Raw genomic sequence first — 19,191 nt, forward strand, 5'->3', positions numbered from 1 at the left:
TCGCTACAGTCAAAATCTCTCGCATTGTTTGACAACCCGCGAAAGTGAGCCGTAGCGGAACTCGTCAACGGCTTGTTGTTTTAGTCGTACGACGGACTTGACGGCGTTCGTAACGAACCGGTCGATACCCGTGGTACACGTGATCCGCCCGATGCCGCAAAAAAAACGCACGGGACGCGTCAAACCGTGTAAAACGGATTTCTGCGTCCCGTGCGGGAATGCGGTGAGATTTGATCGGAAGATGGCCGAGTCCGAACTAGCCTTGCAGGTTGAGTCCACCCGAAATTGGCGTGTCGGTGGCGACCGGAGCCACGGCCGGAGCGCCAGTCGAAGCGCCGCCTGACACTTTTGCTAGCGTCTCGTTTGCACAAACCATTCGCCACGTATCTGCTTCGACTTCCAAGACCTGACGCAGTTCGTCGATCGCGTCGGCATCGCTGGATTGCTCGGCAAGCAGCAGGTGTTTTGAAAGGAAAACGTATAGATCCGCGACTTGAACGCAAACCTCTTCGTTGCCCGTGATACCGGACAACAACTCGGTCAGCAAATCCAATAGTTTCAGCGAGTATTCGTTGCAGCCCTTTTTTTCGGGTTGTGTCCGCCACGCATTGGCAAGCACGCGAGCGACCTCGACCGACCGCTCTAGCAGCATCAAACGCAAACGAGCTGGCGTCGCATGTTGGATGCTCGATTCGAGATAGCCATCCGTGGATCGCCGCGATTGCTTGTAGCCGCTTGGTTGGAAATTCGATGCGGGCTGCGAAGGGGAATAGGACATGCGTTACCTGCCTCCTTGCAGGATTCTTGAATCAGGAGAGGAAGAATAGGAAGATTACGAATCGATCGTAATTCGCTCAATTTGAGACAAATACGAAGAATTTCCTTGAATTTTGCTGATCGCTTCTTCGGTCGAGTAAAACTGCTTCAGCAAACGTTCGCGTTCACTTTCGAGCCGTTCGTTCAGGGCTTCGATTCGCGAATTGTTCTGCGTGATCTGCGTTGCCAATGTTTCAGTTCGCCCGATCAATAGACTGTTCGAAACCCCCGCAATTCGATCGGCGACTGAATCGAGCCGTGCCGAAAGCCCGGTTTCCGAAGTGGTGAAGAACGCTTCGACTGCGGCAGAGTCTTCGCTCATCGCGTCGCCAAATTTCTCAGCATCGAATTCGAGTTGCCCTTCGCTATTGAATCGAATCCCAACACTGCCGAGCGACTTTAAATCGCCCGCCTGAGTGATCGTCCCCGACAACAACCGGCTGTACGAATCGCGGATCCGATTGGCTTCGCTCGATCCGAACAGCAACCCTACCTCTTGAGCCTCGGCATTGTAGTACGTCAGCGAATCGAGCTTGTCGATCAGCTTGTTGTATTGATCGACAAAGGTTTTGGTAGCATTGGAAACTACGGTGGGATCGTCTTTGACCGTGATCGTGATTGGATCAGTTGATAGTTCTTTGAGCGTCAAACTGATCCCGGTCGCAGAATCGGTGACATCGCCATCGGCCGGTCCCACCAAAGCGGAAACCGATTCGCCCCCAATCGTTTGTGTGGTGGCTTCGCCGGCAATGCCAAGATCCGCGGCGGATCGACCAAGCCCGACATCTTCAATCGTCAGCGTTTCACTGCCGCCGGCGGTATCGACGACGGAGATCCCAGTGCCATCGGCGTTAATCGATGCGGTAACGCCGATTCCGAGGTCGTTGATCGCTGCCGTCAATTGACCGACGGTGGTGATCTCTTCGACTCGCAGATTCACGGCACTCGTTTTTCCACGGCTGTCGGTGATTTTAAAACTACCAAGCGAAATTCCCTTGCCGCCTTTCAGCGAAGCTAGCGGAGTCGATCCATTGATCAGACTCGATTCCTGACCGTCGGTCCCAAGGTCAAAGACGCCATCACTCGAACTGACGTACCGCTCGGTTCCGCCGTCGGTCGAAACCGCGATCAACGCGTCCGCACCGCGTGATTCGGTTCGCAAGTCGAGACTAAAACCGGTTGTATTGATAGCAAGTTTTCCCGCCTCGCCACCGCGTTGGCTGCGAATCCGCAGCGAGAACGATCCATCGTCATTCGTCTGAATCGATGCGGTGCCGTAGCGACCGTCGGCGTTGATTTTGCTGACCAACGACTCGAGCGTATCGTCGGCAGTCACTTCGATCACATCGGCGCTGGTGCCGACGATGGCCGACTTGGTTTGTCCGCCAATCGTTTGGTTTGTCGCCGTTCCAGCGATGTTCAAATCCGATGCCGTCGTCGAAGTTCCGCTGTTGGCAATCGTTAATTTGCCGCTGCCGCCTGCGTTGTCGACGATCGAGATTCCATCGCCGTTTTCGCTGATCGATGCGGTGACATTGGCCGACAATGCATTGATTTTGTCGATCAATTCGCCGACATTTTTCGCCCCAGCCGTTTTTAAATTGATCGCGCCAAGAACGCCTTTGCTGTCCTTGATCGTGAAACTTCCGATATTGACCCCGAGACCTCCGTTGAGGTCTTCGAGCAAGGTATCGCGGGTGACGTTTTGCCGATTCAGATTTTCGCCAACGACAATATCATCGGTCGTCGACGCGGTCAGCCCGAGCTGCGAGGCCGTATCGTCGGCAGCATCGATCGTGAATGTGCCGGATCCCCCCGAAACGTCACGAATTTGAAAACCGTTGCGAGCGTCGTTTAGCCGCACCGTCAAACTTAATCCGGATTCCGAAATCGCGTCGATCACCTCGCTAGTCGTGGTCGCTGACGACAAATCGATGCTGGCCGAGGAACCATCCGAAAGCGTGATATCCAGATTGGTGAGCGGACCGACGCCGCTGCCACCGCCCAATTCGCTTAGTGCGGCCCCGCGAACCGATTCCGTTCCATCGGGCAGATCCAACTCGAGCCCCGTGACGGTGCTGCTAGCAACGTCAATTCCCCAAATGCCTAGGTCCGCGGCGGTTTCCGCGTCGCCGAGTTGTTCGACGATCAAATTGCTGTTGGTCGAGCCGGTATTGTCAATCAATTTCAGCGAATTGCCCGACGTGGTGGCTCGGACGTTGATGTCCGCGTCGTTGATCAACGTGATCACGTCGTCCATGTCTCGGGCACCGGAGAAATCGATCTCAGCCGATTTTCCCGAGCGGTCGGTAATTCGCACGACGCCCGCTTCGACGCCACGGCCATTATTCAGACTCGAAAGCGCTACCGAATCATCGATCAGACTCTCACCATGATTGATACTCAGTTGGCCCGTAAACCCCAACGCGGTATCAGTCGCACTGAATCGCTGCAGTGACGTGGTGTTATGAGTCGACGCGGTTTGCAGCGTCCGCACCACATGGGTCCCCACTTGGGCTGCACTTCCGCTTTTGACCGACAACGCATCGCTGTTGGACGACGTCGACGTCTTGCTTTTAAACAGCGTGGAACTCGCCAACCGATTCCCGGCAAGCTGGACCCCAATCACCGACGCCGTCAGCTCGGCAATCGCCGCTTGCTTATTGGCTAGCAATTCGGTGCTAGCGATCAAACGGTCACGCGGCTGGGCACTGATTGCAATCAATTGATCGACCGTACCGACAATATCGGTTCCGGTGACCAGTCCGACGGATGATTGAATTCGCCCCATGAGTGTTTTGCAACGTTAGTAATAGGAGTGCAGCATTGCGAAAAGCCGCAACCTGCGTCTTGTACGGTCGAGAAGTGCCAAAAAAGCGGCACCGGTCCATCAGCACGCACCCCCATTACTGGATCTGCGCATGACGCTCCACTATTCCCTACCTCACAATCGACTATTACCAGTCCATTCGTCCAGAAAAAGATCCGTAAAGATACGGCACTCGATGACGGTCAGAGCGGTTTTGCGAGAATGACATATAGCCGGCCGAGATCGCTCTCGACCGGCCGTATGCCAGTCAAACAGGAACATTTGGGTTTTATCGTAGTAGCGACAAAACGTTTTGCGGGTTCTGGTTGGCAAGCGACAGCACGTTGGTACCCGATTGAACCAAGATCTGAGCTCGTGTCAGGTTCGCCGACTCTTGAGCAAAGTCTGCGTCGCGAATCGAACTTTCCGCCTCTTGCAGATTGGCCATCGTTTCATTCAAGCTGACCAAGTTGCTTTCGAGCGTCGTCGACTGGAACGCACCAAGTCGGCCTCGAATGCTGGTCACTTGATCAATTGCTTCGGTGACAATCTGTGCGGCCTTGTTCGGGTCGTTTGTCAGCGATGCGGCTTCGCCACTGCCGAGTTGGAACAGTTTTCCGGAGGTTCCGCCGAGTCGAGCCGATCCGACGCTGCCGATGCCAATTCGAGCTTGTTGGTTGCTGACCACATCCGAACCGAGTTGGAACAGGGCTCCACCGCCAGTGATGGTGAAGTCGACGCTGTCGCTCGAGCCCGCTTCGACGGTGATCGCTACGTCCAAGGTCGAGGTGTTGATCGAAAGCTGGTTGCCTTTTCCGTTGGCATCGACCCCATTGATCTTAGCCTTGATGTCGGCACCTGTGTCACGAGCTCCGGCACCAATCGCGGTCTCGAACGTTCCGCCCGATTCTTCCGAGATAACTCGAAGGTCGACGACCGCGTCCGAACCGTATTCGCTCGAGGTCAACACCAGCGAGGTTCCATCTTTGGTCGCAGTGACGCCGGTCGCGTCTTTGACCAAGTTGATCTGCGTGACGAGGTCATCAATCCCGGTACCGGCACTGACGTTAAACACTTCGGAGCCTGATTTACCCAGCAATTCGAAGACAACGTCCTTCGCCAAACCGCCGGTCGCCAAACCGCCTCCGGCAAACGCCGTCGTGGTGTCGGTATCGGTGCTGCCGTTGAAGGTCGTCAACGTATCGCCCGCATCGGCTTCCGCTTCATAGGTACCTTCGGCATTGATCGCAGCGACAATGTCCGCGACCGCAACGTCGGTGTCGTCCTCGACGGTGATCGTAATATTTCCGCTGCCATCAACCACGGCGGTCGGAGTCGTGGTTCCGTCAACCTTGCTGAAAGTAATCGTGGCACCGTTGGCGGTTGCCCCATTGGCGGTTGCGGTCAACGAGATCGATGACGTCAACGTCGCTGCATCCACACCGCCGGTCAAATCAGTCGCCGTCGGAGGCGCAGTCGTGTTGTCGTAATCGCCAACAGGAGGCGTGTCGGTATTGGTGATCGAGGCACTGAACCCACTAATCCCGTCAATTGCGGCTCGAATCGATTCCAAAGTGGTCGTGCCGTTGTCATCAACGACCACTTCGATATCGCCATCGCCGTTGATGCTAGCACTGGTGGGCGCTCCGTTGGTCTTGGTGAACACCAACCCGACGTTGCCAGCCACGCCGTCTGCGTCCGCAGTGATGTCGATCGTTGCCGTGCTGGTCGAAGCATCTGCACCACCGGTCAGCGACTCATTCCCGCTGGTAACGACGTCGGTGTTGTCAACGTTGACTGCTGCGACACTTTGGAAATCAAAGTCAGCGTTGCCCGACAATTCTGTGGCGATCGCTGCTAGCGTTTTCCCCTCTTCCAAGGTGATGGTCACTTCGCCAGGCGTGGAACTGTCGATCGACGATAGCGTTCCTGATCCAACGGTCTGAACGATGATGTCCAAACCTTCGCCAGCGGCTCCCTCAAACGCTCCGCCTGTTTTAGCGGCGAACGTGAAATCCCCCGCATTGGGCAATGTGATTGTGCCCGAGGATGCTTCGGTTTGAGCATTCGCTTGCGAGAACTCGAACGAACCGGCCGCACTTGCCGGAGCAATCGTACGGCTCAGGTCGAGTGAGCCTGCTGATTTGGATGCGGCAGTGGCATCGGGGATATTGGCGATCGAGACCGTTGCTTGTTCTGCTGCGGCGGTAACCGAAACCGAAACATTTAGCGAGCCGTTGGGGCCAAGATTCGCTTGGTCGATCTGCAAGTTGCTGATCTTGTTGAAATTGGTGCCGGCGGTGGTCAAGAAGTCCAAACCACCATCAAGCAATTTACGGCCTTGGAACGTCGTCGTTTGAGCGATTCGGTTGATTGCTTCCAACGAGCTGTCAATCTGCAGTTGGTTTGCCGCGATTTCTTCGTTGCTCAGGGCGCCGGTGTTGGCCGCTTCGACCACCAAACCTCGAACGTCGTTAAGCAGGTTGCTGACCTGCCCCAACGCACTGTCGGCCGTGCTGATGATTTGGCTTGCACGCTGCGTGTTGCTGACTGCCTTTCCAAGACTGGTGATTTCCGATCGTAACGCTTCACTTGCGATCAAACCTGCCGGGTCATCCGATCCACTGTTGATTCGCAAACCGGTGCTCAAACGCGTCAATGCGGTTTGCAGGTCATTGTTGCTCGATTGCAATCGGTTCTGGGCGACGAGCGAGGGAACGTTTGTGTTGATTCTTGTCATGGTCTTAATTATTCCTGCGGCAAATCGAAAACGTGAAGGTACGAATCCGGCCGAAGTGAACCGGTGTTCCTGGAAAGGCTACGGAGTCATCGCGACTCAAACCTCGGATCGACACTTTTGCCGACAGTGTGAAGATCGGATGTGGCCCTAGAAAGTCTGCGGGTATTGTCATCAAAACTGAATCGGTCGACTCGAAGATGGTCCGATATCAGGCATAGTCGTTACAGATTGACTAGATAACGCAGTTTCATGATCCGATTAGGCAAAATGGATTGGACTTTGCCAAGTTAGAAACCCCACAACACTTACGACCTGCCCCCCTCTGCTTGGGGCAATTGGTTCGCATGCGATATTAGGGTTGGCACATAGGCGGCAAGAAAAGGGGTTGCCAGCAAACGAAAACAGGCCGCTCGAGAATAAACTCGAGCGACCTGTCGTTATTAAAATCGTCTCTTCCGACGTTGACTTCGAAATTATCGAAGCAACGAGAGAACGTTTTGAGGATTCTGGTTGGCAAGCGACAACACGTTGGTACCGGATTGAACCAAGATTTGTGCTCGTGTCAAATTCGCCGACTCTTTGGCAAAGTCCGCATCACGGATCGAGCTTTCAGCTTCTTGCAAATTCGAAAGTGTTTCATTCAAGCTGACCAAGTTGCTGTCGAGCGTCGTCGACTGGAATGCACCGAGTCGGCCTCGGATCCCGGTCACTTGATCGATCGCTTGTCCGACAATTTCGGCTGCCTTCGATGGATCATTGGCCAACGATGCCGCTCCACCCGAGCTCAACTCGAACAACTTGCCGCTGGTTCCGCCCAAACGAGCGGTGTTCACGCTGTTGATACCGATACGAGCTTGTTGGTTACCGACCACGTCGGCACCAAGTTGGAACTTAGCACCACCACCGTTGATTTCGAAGCTGATATTGTCGCTCGAACCTTCTTCGACGGTCAGCGACAGGTCGAGTGTCGAAGTGTTGATGTTCAGGCTGTTGCCTTTGCCACTCGCTTCGATACCGTTGACCTTGGCTTGGATGTCCGCCCCGGTATCCCGTTTCCCCGCTCCGATCGCAGCGGTCAGGGTTCCGGTAGCCGCTTCGTTGATCACTCGCAAATCGACGACGGCATCGCTGCCGTAGGCGGTCGAGGTCAAACTGAGCGTCGTGCCGCTAGCGGTCGCCTTGACCCCTGTCGCGTCGGAAACCAAGTTGATTTGGCTAACCAAATCGTCGATTGTGGTGTTCTTGCTGACGTTGAAGACTTCCGATCCATTGGTGCCTTGCAGTTCGAATACAGCGGCTTCGGCCAATCCGCCGCCTAGATCGACACCGTCGACCAAGTTCGCACTCGCTGCGGTCGTGATCGTTGGATCGAACGTGGTGAAATCACCTCCGGTTTCGATTTCAGCGGTAAAATCGGTCCCCGCTGCGATTGCATCAACCACCGACGACAATGTCACGTTGCTGGCGTCATTGACCGTGATCGTAAGGGCTCCGGTATCGGAATCAAACGATGCCGTCGGAGTCGTGGTGCCGGCATCTTCGACGTAGTTGATGCTAGCGATATTGCTGGCGGTGCCAGCGGTATTGGCGGTAATGTTTAGCGTGGCGGTTTCAGCGGTGCCCGCATCGGCACCTCCTGCCAAGCTGGTCTGAGTCAAGGTCGCCGCACCGACATTGGTTGTACCACCAGTGGTGGTCAACGTTACATCGTCGTCATTAGCGTCCACATACGCGTTGAACGCGGTGGCGATATCGTCCGCCGTGGCGGTTGAGTCGCTTGCCAGCGTGATCGTGTAGTCGTCACCTGTTTTGGAGATGGCGGGCGATGATCCCGAGGTTCCAGTATTTACGACTGTGATCGTCAAATCGTCACCGGCCGCACCCGCGGTGTCCGCGGTGAGCGTGAAGTCTTCGCCGCCGAGGGTGAAATCCAGTGTCGATGCAACCGCTGCCGTTTGGCTGGTGAAGGTGATGTCGCCGGTTGCTGCTGTGGCTTCGATTCCTGCAGGAATATTCGCAACCTCGACCGACGCTTGCTCGGCCGCTTTGCTGACGGTGACATCCACTGAAACTTTTCCGGTGCTGCCCAAGCTCGCTTGGTCAACTTGCAAATCCTTCACTTTGCCGAAATTGGTGCCCGCTGTGGTTTGAAAGCCCAAGCTTCCGTCGAGCAATTTTCGGCCTTGGAAGGTCGTCGTTTGTGCAATTCGGTTGATCGCTTCTAAAGAGCTGTCGATTTGTAGTTGGTTCGCCGCGATTTCCTCGCTGCTTAGTGCTCCGGTGTTGGCCGCTTCGACGACCAAGCCACGTACGTCGTTCAGCAGGTTGCTGACCTGTCCGAGCGCACTATCGGCAGTACTGATGATTTGGTTTGCACGGCTTGTATTGCTGATGGCTTTGTTCAGACCGGTGATTTCCGATCGCAATGCTTCACTCGCGATCAAACCCGCTGGGTCATCCGCCCCGCTGTTGATCCGCAAACCCGTGCTCAAACGTGTCAACGAAGTTTGCAAGTCATTGTTACTGCTCTGCAGACGGTTCTGAGCAACAAGCGACGAAACATTGGTATTGATTCTGGTCATAGTTCTTTAATCCTCTGAATTTGCGGCCAATCGCACAAACGATGGTGGATCCGGCCGCTAAAAAGGACCGGCAGACATTAGGACTGCCTCGTTTTTGGAACCGACCTTCGATTCCTACCCCATGAAGGCACTCTTGTCTGCCGAAAAGATGGGTCACGAAAAGCGTACCGACTGGGAAACTTGATCAAGCTTTTTCGCTGAGACACAAAATCCCACTAATCGTGGGAACCTAATCGCTATAACCGTTACAGAGAACGCAAAAACGAAAAAAGCCCTGGCCGACGTGGGGACGTCATCCAGGGCTTTCAAGTGATTGTTTTTAGTCGATTGTTCGCCATTATCCGCTGCAAAGACCGACATCATGTCGCTCTGTCTCTGCAGTGGTCGGGCGCCGCGACGTCTATCCGCCGCGTGGTTTGGTATCGCTTGTGATTGCTCAAGCCCATCCGATCTCTCGCAAACGTAACATCGCTGATACCCATCCAATCCGATCCGCCCCCTTTCCAAGGGACGTTGGTCAGCCGGGACCTGCGTGACGCCGAGGCAAGCGGTCAAGTTGCAACCGTTGCCATCGGACTCGGTCGTCGCAGTCATTCGTCCCGATCGGGGCAGCTACGTTGTTGCGATTCAATCGCCTCGTTGTGGACGGACGTCTTTGGTCGCCCCTGGCGCGGTTTGCGACGACTTGCGATTCTCACGCTGAATCGCATCGTAAACCTCTTGCCGGTGAACGGGGATCGACTGTGGAGCCTCGATCCCTAAGCGGACCTTGTCTCCTCGAATATCAACGATGGTAACAACAACATCGTCGCCAATCATGATGCTTTCGTCGCGGTGTCTGGAAAGGACGAGCATGGTGCCCTCGAAGTGGATGGATGGTTTGGAAGGTAATGTTTCGTATTGAGGAATCCTTCCTCAAATGCAAGTCAAGAATCGGGCCAGCTCGTGGACTGTGCTCCTCCTTGAACAACACTAGAGATCGGATCAAAGCGTCACCGACATTGAATTCCGTCGCCAAAGTCTCATCATACCGGTCGTGATGATTCATCCCAACATGATGCATCGCCATGTCTTAACCATTGCATCACGCTCGGGTGCCGATGCCATCGGGCTTTCTTTTCGTTTGCATCGAGCGCTGCGTGACGGTGATCGGTCCGTTCTGCGGTCGCCGTCACCCACCCGTCTGTTGTCGATTCATAACGAATTGCAACCCAAGCGCGCTAGTTCGCTCACAAGCATCGATCCTGTGGACAAGAACGCGTACGTTTTTTTTGCGCCATCCCCCGAATGAACCACAAAATTACGATTTCAATCTCATGATTCTTCGTATCTACGAATCATTCGTCGCAGGCAAACATCCGCAGAAAAAAAACTCAACAAAATCGCGTTTGCTTCGTGGATCGAGATTCGACACAACAGCAACGTTTCAACGGCTACGTAACGTTTTGTACATGCACCCGCTCCAAACAATTCGTTACACAGATTACGATTACACCTAGACGGCACCCCGTTATGTGGGGGATATTAGTAAGTCGACGTCGCGAGGCAAGTGGCGGCTTGTTTCGAAGGAAGAACACTTAGAAATCACGTGGCCCACCGAATGATGTTTCGCTCCGTGGATATATCAAATCGCATCGACAAAGCTCATCAGGTTCATTCGCGCACGTTTGAGTTATCAAAAACTCAAGTCGTCAATGCTCTGTTGCAATGGGCTGAAAACGCAACGGGGACCGAACCTGACCTGAACCGTTTTACCGACTGTGTCTACATCAAAGATGCGCACGGTTGCATCATACGAGAAAACCAAGCGCTCTGTGACGTGTTCGCCAACGGTGGCACGATGATCGGCCGGACCGTCGGCAGTGACGAAACGGACAATCACACCGACGCCGTCTTGCTGCTCGGGAACCCTTGGATCGAGTGTCAGCATTTCGCCGCGAACGCCGATGGCCGCATGTGTGCCCTGCAAACCTTCAAACGACGGCTCGACGAGCTCGCCGACCCCGCGTTCTGTATCCTCGGGGTTTCGCGAATCTTGGGCTTTGTCGACAAAGACGAGGACGTGCGGCGTTTGTCGTTACGCGAACAATTCGCCGTATTCAATACGCTCGATGACATCGACCACACGATCTGCCGGATGATCGCTGACGGAGAATCGACCAAGGACATTGCGGCGACCGTTCATCTGACAACCAAGTCGATCGAAAATCGCCGGCAACGCATCATGACCTCACTGGGGCTACGCCGGCCAGTCGAGATCGTCAAACTGCTAGTGCGGTTAGAAGAAAACCGCATGATCGACCGGCTGCGGTGACATGCCGTTGCACACCACCGCACCGGTGTTCCGCTTCACTAATCCTGTGGTTTCAAGTTGAACGAACCAATGTGGATCCCCGTCGGTTCGTCATAGGCAAAAACGCCGCCAGGTGCAAAATACTTTTCAAACTCTTCATACGGCGGCAACTCATTGCGGCTGAGCAAGTCAGAAAAGTTTTTCATTACCACATTTCGTTCCCCGACGCGACGCAAGAACTGGCGTGAGTCATTGGATTTTGCCAACTCATACAATTGACGAAAATAATCTGAACCGCGAACAAACGACACCAAAAACGGTTTTTCGCCGTCCAACTTGCCACCTAATTCACTGGCGACCAAATCGAACTCGGAAACTTCGATCAACCGCCCCCGCGATCCTGAATGGGCTTGGATCATCCGCGTCAAAAAATTGCGACTGTCGCCCACGATCAACCAATTGCCCAGTATCGCCATGCTCGGTTCAGGTTGACGCAGTGAGGCGGGCATGTTCCGGCGACTTCGCGTCGAAGCATAAATCACGCTCCCGGCAACCGTTTCGACCGAGATCGCTTCGGGGCGTTTTTCACGGAATTTTGCGATCACGGCCTTGGCAGCTTCCGGATCCTTCAATTCGAATCCGCGAGCCGTGATTTGGCTGTTCAGTTTCACCGGCTGCTCCAGCCACGTGACGCTGACATAGCGGCCGCTAAGATTGCTCAGCACGTCTTGCTGAAGATCAATCCCCGTTGCTTCAAGAAACGGTTGTTCGACCAATCGCGGCAAAGGATCATCGCCTTGGAAAACGGCCAGGATCTTGTTCAAATTTTCATAGGTCTTTTCAAAGTCCCATTGCAATGTGGTGTAAGCGGTGACATCCGAGGGCACCCAATTCGGTGGCACGATGTCAACCGTCTGCGGCCGCAACACCCCAAAGAAACCGTCTCGCGGGGCATCGATCAACACGTGCAGATGATTGATATCGTCAAACGTTTCGCCTCCCGAAAACGTGCTTCCGCCAATCCCTTGGATCTTGCTGATGCCAAGCTCCTCTAGCAGCGGCCACACCAGGGCTGCAGCACCGCCCCGTTTCACCAATCGCTCCGCCACATGATAGGGATCCGCGAAAAAGGTTAACTGGGGACGACTGTCTTCCGCCCCCACACAGCGGGCCATGACATTGGCAAATCGGGCGTTGTCCGCCATCGTCGGCGTATCACTTTTGTCGAGCCAATGTTCCAGCGCCGATTCGGCCGTGCGATAGCCGATGCCAAACACCACCGTTTGTTGATGCTGGAAATACTCGACCTGGGGGCGTCCTGGACGCGGCGGCGTCAAGACGACCAACTTGACATCGTCCATCCGACGATCGCGACGAACGTATCCTGCACCAAGTAAACGCTGCTCGATCCGGTCCACGATTGCCATCATGTCATCGGTTTGCTTACCTGATTCAACGATAAACAATCCAGCCAATGCATTCTGGGATCGGCGTTTAAGCTCAATCCGCCGACGAATCGCTTCATCCGACTCGTCTTGCCTCGAGTCCGGATCGGCGACGCCCGAATTGTTCTCAGGCAAACTTCCGGGAATCATCGCCGCCGAAACTTGACCACTCGGGATTGCCAACAATTCGTCCAACGACACCCCGACTTCGCTACTGATCCGATCAAACAGTTCGGCAGCGGTGTTGTAGATATCTCCGGCGAAAGGTTTTAACTTGGGATCTGCCATCATTCGCCCAATCGACGAATCACGAAGACTTTGTCGAAATTCGTCGGCATTATCCACACGCACGTACAACAGCGTGTCGGCAGGCAGCAAATGGGGCGCCCCGGGCACCTTTGATTCCTCATCGGCCGACGAGATCAAAGGCATTGAGGCGGTAGAGATGACCGCCGTCAAAAACAACGCAAGGAACCGAACGTTGACGAAACCACCGTGAGCAGCAAAACGACGGAAACCGAATGGCATGAGAGATTTCTTTCACAAAAGCAAGTTCAAAGAGCGAGCGAGATCACGAAAAGGTCGAGATCACGAAGGAACACGAAGAGCCAGGCACCAAGTGGACATTGAATCCAAAATGTGTCTTGTTATTCGAACAAAAAACTCAAGTCTTGGTTCAAAGCAAAATTATATCGCTTCGCCAAGCGCCAAGGCGACTTGCATGGATGTAAAGCGAAGGTGGATGAGTTGGCGATCTGCCCAAACGTTTGCGGTGATCGCCCGCAGTTAGCCGTAAATCCCCGTATTTTGCGAGGATTGTCGACAGTATAGGGTGAATCCCCATGGTTTGGGGTGATTGTTCGAACGATTTAGCTCAGCGTGCAGCGGACGCCACCCCCTTTTTGTGGTGGGTTAGCTCTCGACGCGAACCGAGTCGAGTGTCGCGGAACGTTTGGCTTCGTGGATCGTTTGGCCTTGCGGAACTTTTGGCCTTGCGGAACTTTTGGCCTGCCCGGTGGTTCAAAAAGAACACCGGTGTTAAGAAGGATTCGCAGAAAATGCTTAAAATAGGCGTCTCGGTCAATTAAACTAGGCTGAGTCTGTGATTCCCCCACACTCCAACGCCACGGTCCGAGGGAGCCCTTGTCCGGTTGGCGGTTGCTGTGCTTCGGTGCCACTTTGAAACGCCCATTCAACGATCTGATTTCCATGATGCATCTACGTTTCTCGCTCTTCGCCGCTGCCGTCGTCCTCATGGTCCACCCCACGTTGGCGCAGCAGATCGACACCGGCACGGCGACTGGCGGCACGAATAACACCGCCACAGGCGGAACAACCTCGAACGCAGGCACATCATCGACAGCCACCACGATGGATGCCGACCAAGCGTTTTCTCAGATCGAACGCGGAACAACGATCGGCGCGACCGCGGCAACCGGTGCCGGTTTCAACGAACTTGGCGGCGCAGCATCCGGGGTCGGTAATGCCGGCGGGTTCGGAGGCTTTGGTGGTTTTGGCGGTGGCGGCGGCTTTGGAGGACTTGGCGGATTGGGCGGGATGTTTGGAAATACCGGTGCATCGACTTCTGCCCAACCCGTGATCCGCACGCGGCTTCGTTCGGCAATCGAGGTCACGCCTCGAAGTTCGACGCAGATCCAACGATCCGCATCGCAACGGATCATGACGTTGCCAAGTCACAGCCGAATCTCAGGCGTCAACATCCACGTTCAAGATGGCACGGCCATTTTGGAAGGGGTCGTTGGCACCGAAAAAGAGCGACGGATGAGTGAACTGTTGATGCGTCTAGAACCCGGCGTCAAATCCGTTGAAAACCGCATCAGTTTGTCGCCGTCGTTTCAATAGGCTGGGGCAAGTTTTAGTAGGCCGCGGCCGAGTGGGTTAGTTCCGCGATTGCAAACGTTCCGGTAACGCAGGGAGTCGTGCCCGATGCGTGCCGCTGGCAATGTTGACATCGAGTAGAATTGGACGACGTTTTAGCGACGCTCAAGTTCCAAATTGCCTCGCGAGCCTCCGACTCTTGTTAACAATGCCTCACCGAATCTCTCTCGTCTTCGCCGCGTTTCTTCTCGGCTGGTCGCTCACTGCTGCAGCGACCTATGCTGCGGATCGTCCCAACATCCTGTGGTTTGTGGTCGACGATATGTCGGCGAACTTTTCTTGCTACGGCGAGACAACGATTCAGACGCCGCACGTGGACCAGCTTGCCAAAGAGGGATTGCGATTCACGCGAGCTTACGCGACATCGCCGGTCTGTTCGACCTTTCGATCGGCAATGATCACCGGGATGTACCAAACGTCGATCGGAGCTCACCACCACCGTAGCGGTCGCGGTGAACATCAAATCGTGTTGCCTGAGGGAGTGCGGCCAATTCCAGAACTTTTTCAGCAGGCGGGCTATTGGACGTGTATCGGCAGCGGTTTGCCTGGTTACGACGCGAGCGGCAATGCAACGCCAACCAATCGGATGGGGAAAACGGACTACAACTTTGATTGGGATAAAACAATCTACGACTCGTATGATTGGAGCGGACGGGAATCCGGACAACCGTTTTTTATGCAGGTGCAGTTGCATGGAGGGAAGATCCGCGGTGCGTCCGAAGCCAAGTACGACGCGATTCAAAAGCGGATGGTCGCAGAGTTCGGCGAAGCCACCGACCCGGCTAGCGTCGAGCTTCCGCCCCATTACCCTCGTGACCCCGTGCTGCTGCGTGACTGGTCCACGTATTTGGACAGCGTCAGAATCACCGACGCTCATGTTGGACGTGTCATCGATCGGCTGAAAAGCGACGAGTTGTTGGAAAACACGCTTGTTGTTTTCTTTACCGATCACGGGATCAGCCACGCGCGAGGCAAACAGTTTCTGTATGACGAGGGCACTCACATCCCGCTGCTCATTCGCGGGCCAGGGGTTGGCCAGAATGAAACGCGAACCGACTTGGTCGAGCACATTGACGTTGCTGCATTGTCGTTAGCCGCAGCGGGCATCGAAATTCCAGAAACGATGCAAGGGCAAGACATCCTTGACCAAGACTATCAGCCCAAACAGGCGGTGTTTGCGGCCCGTGATCGCTGTGGTGAAGCGGCCGATCGCATTCGTTCGGTACGCACCGATCGCTACCTGTACATCAAGAACTTCTATCCTCAGCGGCCGCTACTGATGCCAAGTGACTACAAAGACACAAAGCTAATCCTGCAGCGGTTGCGGGAACTGCACTCCGCTGGCACGCTAAACGCGTTGTCGGAAAAAATGCTGTTTTCGCCAACACGTCCCGCAGAGGAATTGTATTTGTATGGCGACGATCCTTGGCAAACGACGAATCTAGCCAATGATCCGCAGCATGCGAACGCACTGACGTGGCATCGCCAGCGTCTGCAACGGTGGATCGAGGAAACTGGCGACATGGGGCCTGAATCGCCTGAGGTCTATGTGCTTGAGACCGAAGACCAAATGCAATCGATGCGAAACAAGACATCGCGAGAAAACTATCGCAAGAATACCGAGCTGTACAAGCAATGGGCTCGCGAAGGCAAGTGAGGCAATGTCTGTAGCTAAGCAAATGGCCGTGACGGATGGCCTCCATCAGGCTTGGTCGTAGCGGAAGTCGTCAACGGCTTTCGTCGCATCCGAGACTAGCCGCCACGTCAACGCAAGTTAACCCGTTGGATCTGCTCGCCCGCGTCCCACATAGGGACAGAGCATGTTGCTGAGGCAGCTGCGAGTCCCCGCGTAGGAGCCACATAGCCACATAGGGACAGAGCATATTTTGGGAGCGGCCCCGGATGGCGAAAGAGGGCTATTCCTAGGAACACTAAAACAGGGACACAGCAGTTTGCTGGGGTAGTCTTGGGTAGCGAGAGAGGGTTGACGGTGGAAAATCGACTCAAGTCCAGCACCGCGACAGCTGAATCACCAGCAAGATAGACAGAATCATCGCGGAAGTTGGCCGTGGATTCACAGCTTCCTCTATCGGCGATGTTTCGCCATGCTTGATAGCAGATAAGAAGAGAGGCGGACGAGCTTGCGGCTACCTAGTGAGTAGCTCTCTTGCTCGTCGCCGCAAATGATAGCGGCGATGTGAGTGGTGACTGCGGAGCGAATCGACACACTCGGGACGTCCGGCGACCGTGCAAAACAATCGGCCGAAGTCGCTGACCAGTTCGCACCATTTCCCTGAGTCCAAGCCGAGCCGCTTTAGCACTGGCGGAGTATCTGCGGGTGTGATGCCTCGCTTTCCAAGTGCAATCTGGCGGGCAGTCCAGTCAAGCATTTCCAGATAATCTTCGAGCGACATCGGCAGAAAACCTTTGTCACTACAGCGGTCTCCCGACTGGCTTGCGCAGGGACCGATCTGACCAGACCGTTCATCGATCGCTATCGGAGCCAGAAAATGGTCACGCAGCTTTGTGATCGAAACGGCTTGGTCATTGGCTGTTTCGGTCGTGATCGAATCGATTCGCCGCTGAACCGATGTATAGTCGCTCCGTTCGAGCGTTTCAGTCAATGCAGCGCGGATCGGATTCAAGTCCACATAGGCCGCGCATGCTAACAACGAAGCTTCGTCAACGATCCGCGTAGCATGAAAGCGGTCTTGAAAAAAATGGCCCGTTTCTTCGTCTTCTTGGTTAGCTCGGATCGCGATACGCTGACAAAGCAGTCGCATCCACCAACTGATACTACTGAGCCGTTTGCGGATTTCTGCACATTTGACAGGACAACCTGCGATCGAGCGAATCTCTGCTTCGGTTGGCGTAAGGGGCACGCCATCAGAACTTCGACGATGCGGACAAATCATCATCCAGCGACGGGCCACCTCGTTGTCGTTCCACGTAGCCACAACATCAGGTCGCGTGCGAAGGATCAAGTGGGCATGGTTTGATAGCAACGCGAACGCTAGCAAATCAATTCCAAAAAAATGTGCATAGTGTATTAGGTACCCTTCAATCCAATCTTTGCGATGGTCAAAATTTTTGCCGGTAATTGGGTCGTCGCCCATCAAGAAGCAACGTCGTACGGTCCGAGTCGTGACATGGGCAATTGCGATTTCGTCGGGGTCAAAGACTTCCGATCGAGCTAGACGGGCCATCATCACACCTCGTTTACGAGCAGAGCGAACGGGTTTCGTCCCATTAATGAATCGTTCGTCCGACCTGATCAAAAGTCAACCCCCAACAATCGTGCTCTGTCCCCGTTTAAAGGGTGTGCGAGGAGCGAGTGAAAAGACTCTGTCCCCATGTGGACAATGCGGTATGTCTCGCGATGCACTCGCTATCATATAAGATCAAGCCAACTTGGATCCTCGATCGGAGCAACTCGTATGAGACTACTCGTTACCTGCCTGTGTGGACTTGTCCTCGCAAACGCGGTCCTCGCAGAGATGCCAGCCACTCAGAAGTCGCTCGAGATCATTGAAGCTCGGTTCGGGGCGTCCAACCAGTGGGTCGATTTGACCGAAAAACTTCAGGCTCAAGTCACCAACGGCCAGCTCCATTTGAAAAGCTTAAAACCCATTCTAGAAGGGATTCAGACGCCGAGGATTGGACGCGAAAAGACACTTGCCGTGGTCTATCGATATCAAGGCCAAGTGCAGTTGAAGATGGTCGCCAGCAATGGTGCCGCGTCCGACTGGGGGACATTGGTGCTTCCGGAGCCGGAGGAGCTTTCCCGATTTCGCGTCCGAATGTATTTGGACAACCCCAAACAACCACTCTTGGAACGAACCATCGCGGTCAACCAGCGATTTGCGTTCAAAGCGAATCACGACGTCTCACTTTCTGGACAGCTTCGCCGCGACGATTCCGGCACGTTGCACTTCGAAGGAACGGCCACCCATCCACATGGGTCGTCGCAATTTGATGCAAATGTCACGATCGCAGAAACGTTGCCGACATCGGGCGGCACGCTCAGCGGAGGTCTTCAGAATTTCTGGGTCCAATTCGATCGACCGTCGGCCGAGACCGCGGTAAAAAACAAAACGGCAAGAACCAAACAAAAACGGTCGCCCGCAGTCAGGCAAGCGGTCCAGCGATATGAAGCAAGTTTGCTGCAAGCATCACGCGAGTTCAAACAACAATCGGAATCCGCCTCCGAGTCGCTGATGCGCGATTTGGAAAAGATCAGGGCGTCCACTTCGGCAACTGATCACTTCCATGTCGTCGCAGCTTTTTATGGCCAGAATGTTAGCTGGATTGAGGTGACCGACAAAGTCCGCAAGGCCGTCGGCAAGAAACGCAGTTGGACCGCCGATGTAAGGACCGAAACTTGGGGCGAGCCAGCACCCGGGTTTGGCGGCCCCAGAACACTACTGGTTGCCTACTTCGCCGACGGAGAACTTAAGTTCAAATCGGTTTACCAAGGAAACCGCATCACTCTGCCTTAGCCGACCACTCCAACACCTACCAATCACGGCCGCTTAACGACTGCTCAAAATCGTCGTTCGACGACGCCCCCTGGCTGATGACTTCGACAAGCGATTGATACGTCGACA

At 54.6% G+C, this 19,191-nt stretch carries 11 protein-coding genes; 4 read left to right on the forward strand and 7 right to left on the reverse strand.

What is annotated here, in order from left to right; all coding sequences use genetic code 11:
- Positions 1-256: 256 nt before the first annotated feature.
- The 5 genes from ABEA92_RS00740 to csrA form a co-directional block, all read right to left on the reverse strand.
- On the reverse strand, positions 257-778 hold the full coding sequence (locus ABEA92_RS00740) for a flagellar protein FliS (protein WP_345681808.1): 522 nt from the start codon (positions 776-778) through the stop codon (positions 257-259).
- Positions 779-832: 54 nt separating this feature from the next.
- On the reverse strand, positions 833-3,607 hold the full coding sequence (fliD, locus tag ABEA92_RS00745) for a flagellar filament capping protein FliD (protein WP_345681809.1): 2,775 nt from the start codon (positions 3,605-3,607) through the stop codon (positions 833-835).
- A 307-nt stretch (positions 3,608-3,914) separates the two neighbouring features.
- The gene (locus ABEA92_RS00750) at positions 3,915-6,365 is read right to left on the reverse strand and encodes a flagellin N-terminal helical domain-containing protein (RefSeq protein ID WP_345681810.1); all 2,451 of its coding nucleotides are present in this window, start codon (positions 6,363-6,365) and stop codon (positions 3,915-3,917) included.
- A 473-nt stretch (positions 6,366-6,838) separates the two neighbouring features.
- A complete protein-coding gene (locus ABEA92_RS00755) occupies positions 6,839-8,947 on the reverse strand; it encodes a flagellin N-terminal helical domain-containing protein (RefSeq protein WP_345681811.1) in 2,109 nt (702 codons plus the stop codon).
- 627 nt (positions 8,948-9,574) lie between these two features.
- Positions 9,575-9,802: a carbon storage regulator CsrA gene (csrA, locus tag ABEA92_RS00760; protein WP_040768968.1), complete on the reverse strand. Its 228-nt coding sequence runs from the start codon at positions 9,800-9,802 to the stop codon at positions 9,575-9,577.
- Positions 9,803-10,547: 745 nt separating this feature from the next.
- On the opposite strand from csrA, the gene ABEA92_RS00765 reads away from it, so the two are divergent.
- Entirely contained in the window at positions 10,548-11,261 is a 714-nt protein-coding gene (locus tag ABEA92_RS00765) for a helix-turn-helix transcriptional regulator (RefSeq protein ID WP_345681812.1), read from the forward strand.
- 38 nt (positions 11,262-11,299) lie between these two features.
- Here the strand turns inward: ABEA92_RS00765 and ABEA92_RS00770 are convergent, their stop codons facing one another.
- A complete protein-coding gene (locus ABEA92_RS00770) occupies positions 11,300-13,213 on the reverse strand; it encodes a hypothetical protein (protein WP_345681813.1) in 1,914 nt (637 codons plus the stop codon).
- 681 nt (positions 13,214-13,894) lie between these two features.
- Between ABEA92_RS00770 and ABEA92_RS00775 the strand changes: the two genes are divergently transcribed.
- Both ABEA92_RS00775 and ABEA92_RS00780 read left to right on the forward strand, forming a co-directional pair.
- Positions 13,895-14,548: a BON domain-containing protein gene (locus ABEA92_RS00775; RefSeq protein ID WP_345681814.1), complete on the forward strand. Its 654-nt coding sequence runs from the start codon at positions 13,895-13,897 to the stop codon at positions 14,546-14,548.
- Between the two features lie 184 nt (positions 14,549-14,732).
- On the forward strand, positions 14,733-16,241 hold the full coding sequence (locus ABEA92_RS00780) for a sulfatase family protein (RefSeq protein WP_345681815.1): 1,509 nt from the start codon (positions 14,733-14,735) through the stop codon (positions 16,239-16,241).
- 490 nt (positions 16,242-16,731) lie between these two features.
- Here the strand turns inward: ABEA92_RS00780 and ABEA92_RS00785 are convergent, their stop codons facing one another.
- The gene (locus ABEA92_RS00785) at positions 16,732-17,793 is read right to left on the reverse strand and encodes a hypothetical protein (RefSeq protein ID WP_345681816.1); all 1,062 of its coding nucleotides are present in this window, start codon (positions 17,791-17,793) and stop codon (positions 16,732-16,734) included.
- A gap of 228 nt (positions 17,794-18,021) precedes the next feature.
- Here ABEA92_RS00785 and ABEA92_RS00790 point away from each other — a divergent pair, with 228 nt between their 5' ends.
- On the forward strand, positions 18,022-19,083 hold the full coding sequence (locus ABEA92_RS00790) for a DNAJC11 domain-containing protein (protein WP_345681817.1): 1,062 nt from the start codon (positions 18,022-18,024) through the stop codon (positions 19,081-19,083).
- The last annotated feature ends 108 nt before the right edge of the window (positions 19,084-19,191 follow it).

Source organism: Novipirellula caenicola (assembly GCF_039545035.1).
GTDB classification, from domain to species: domain Bacteria; phylum Planctomycetota; class Planctomycetia; order Pirellulales; family Pirellulaceae; genus Novipirellula; species Novipirellula caenicola.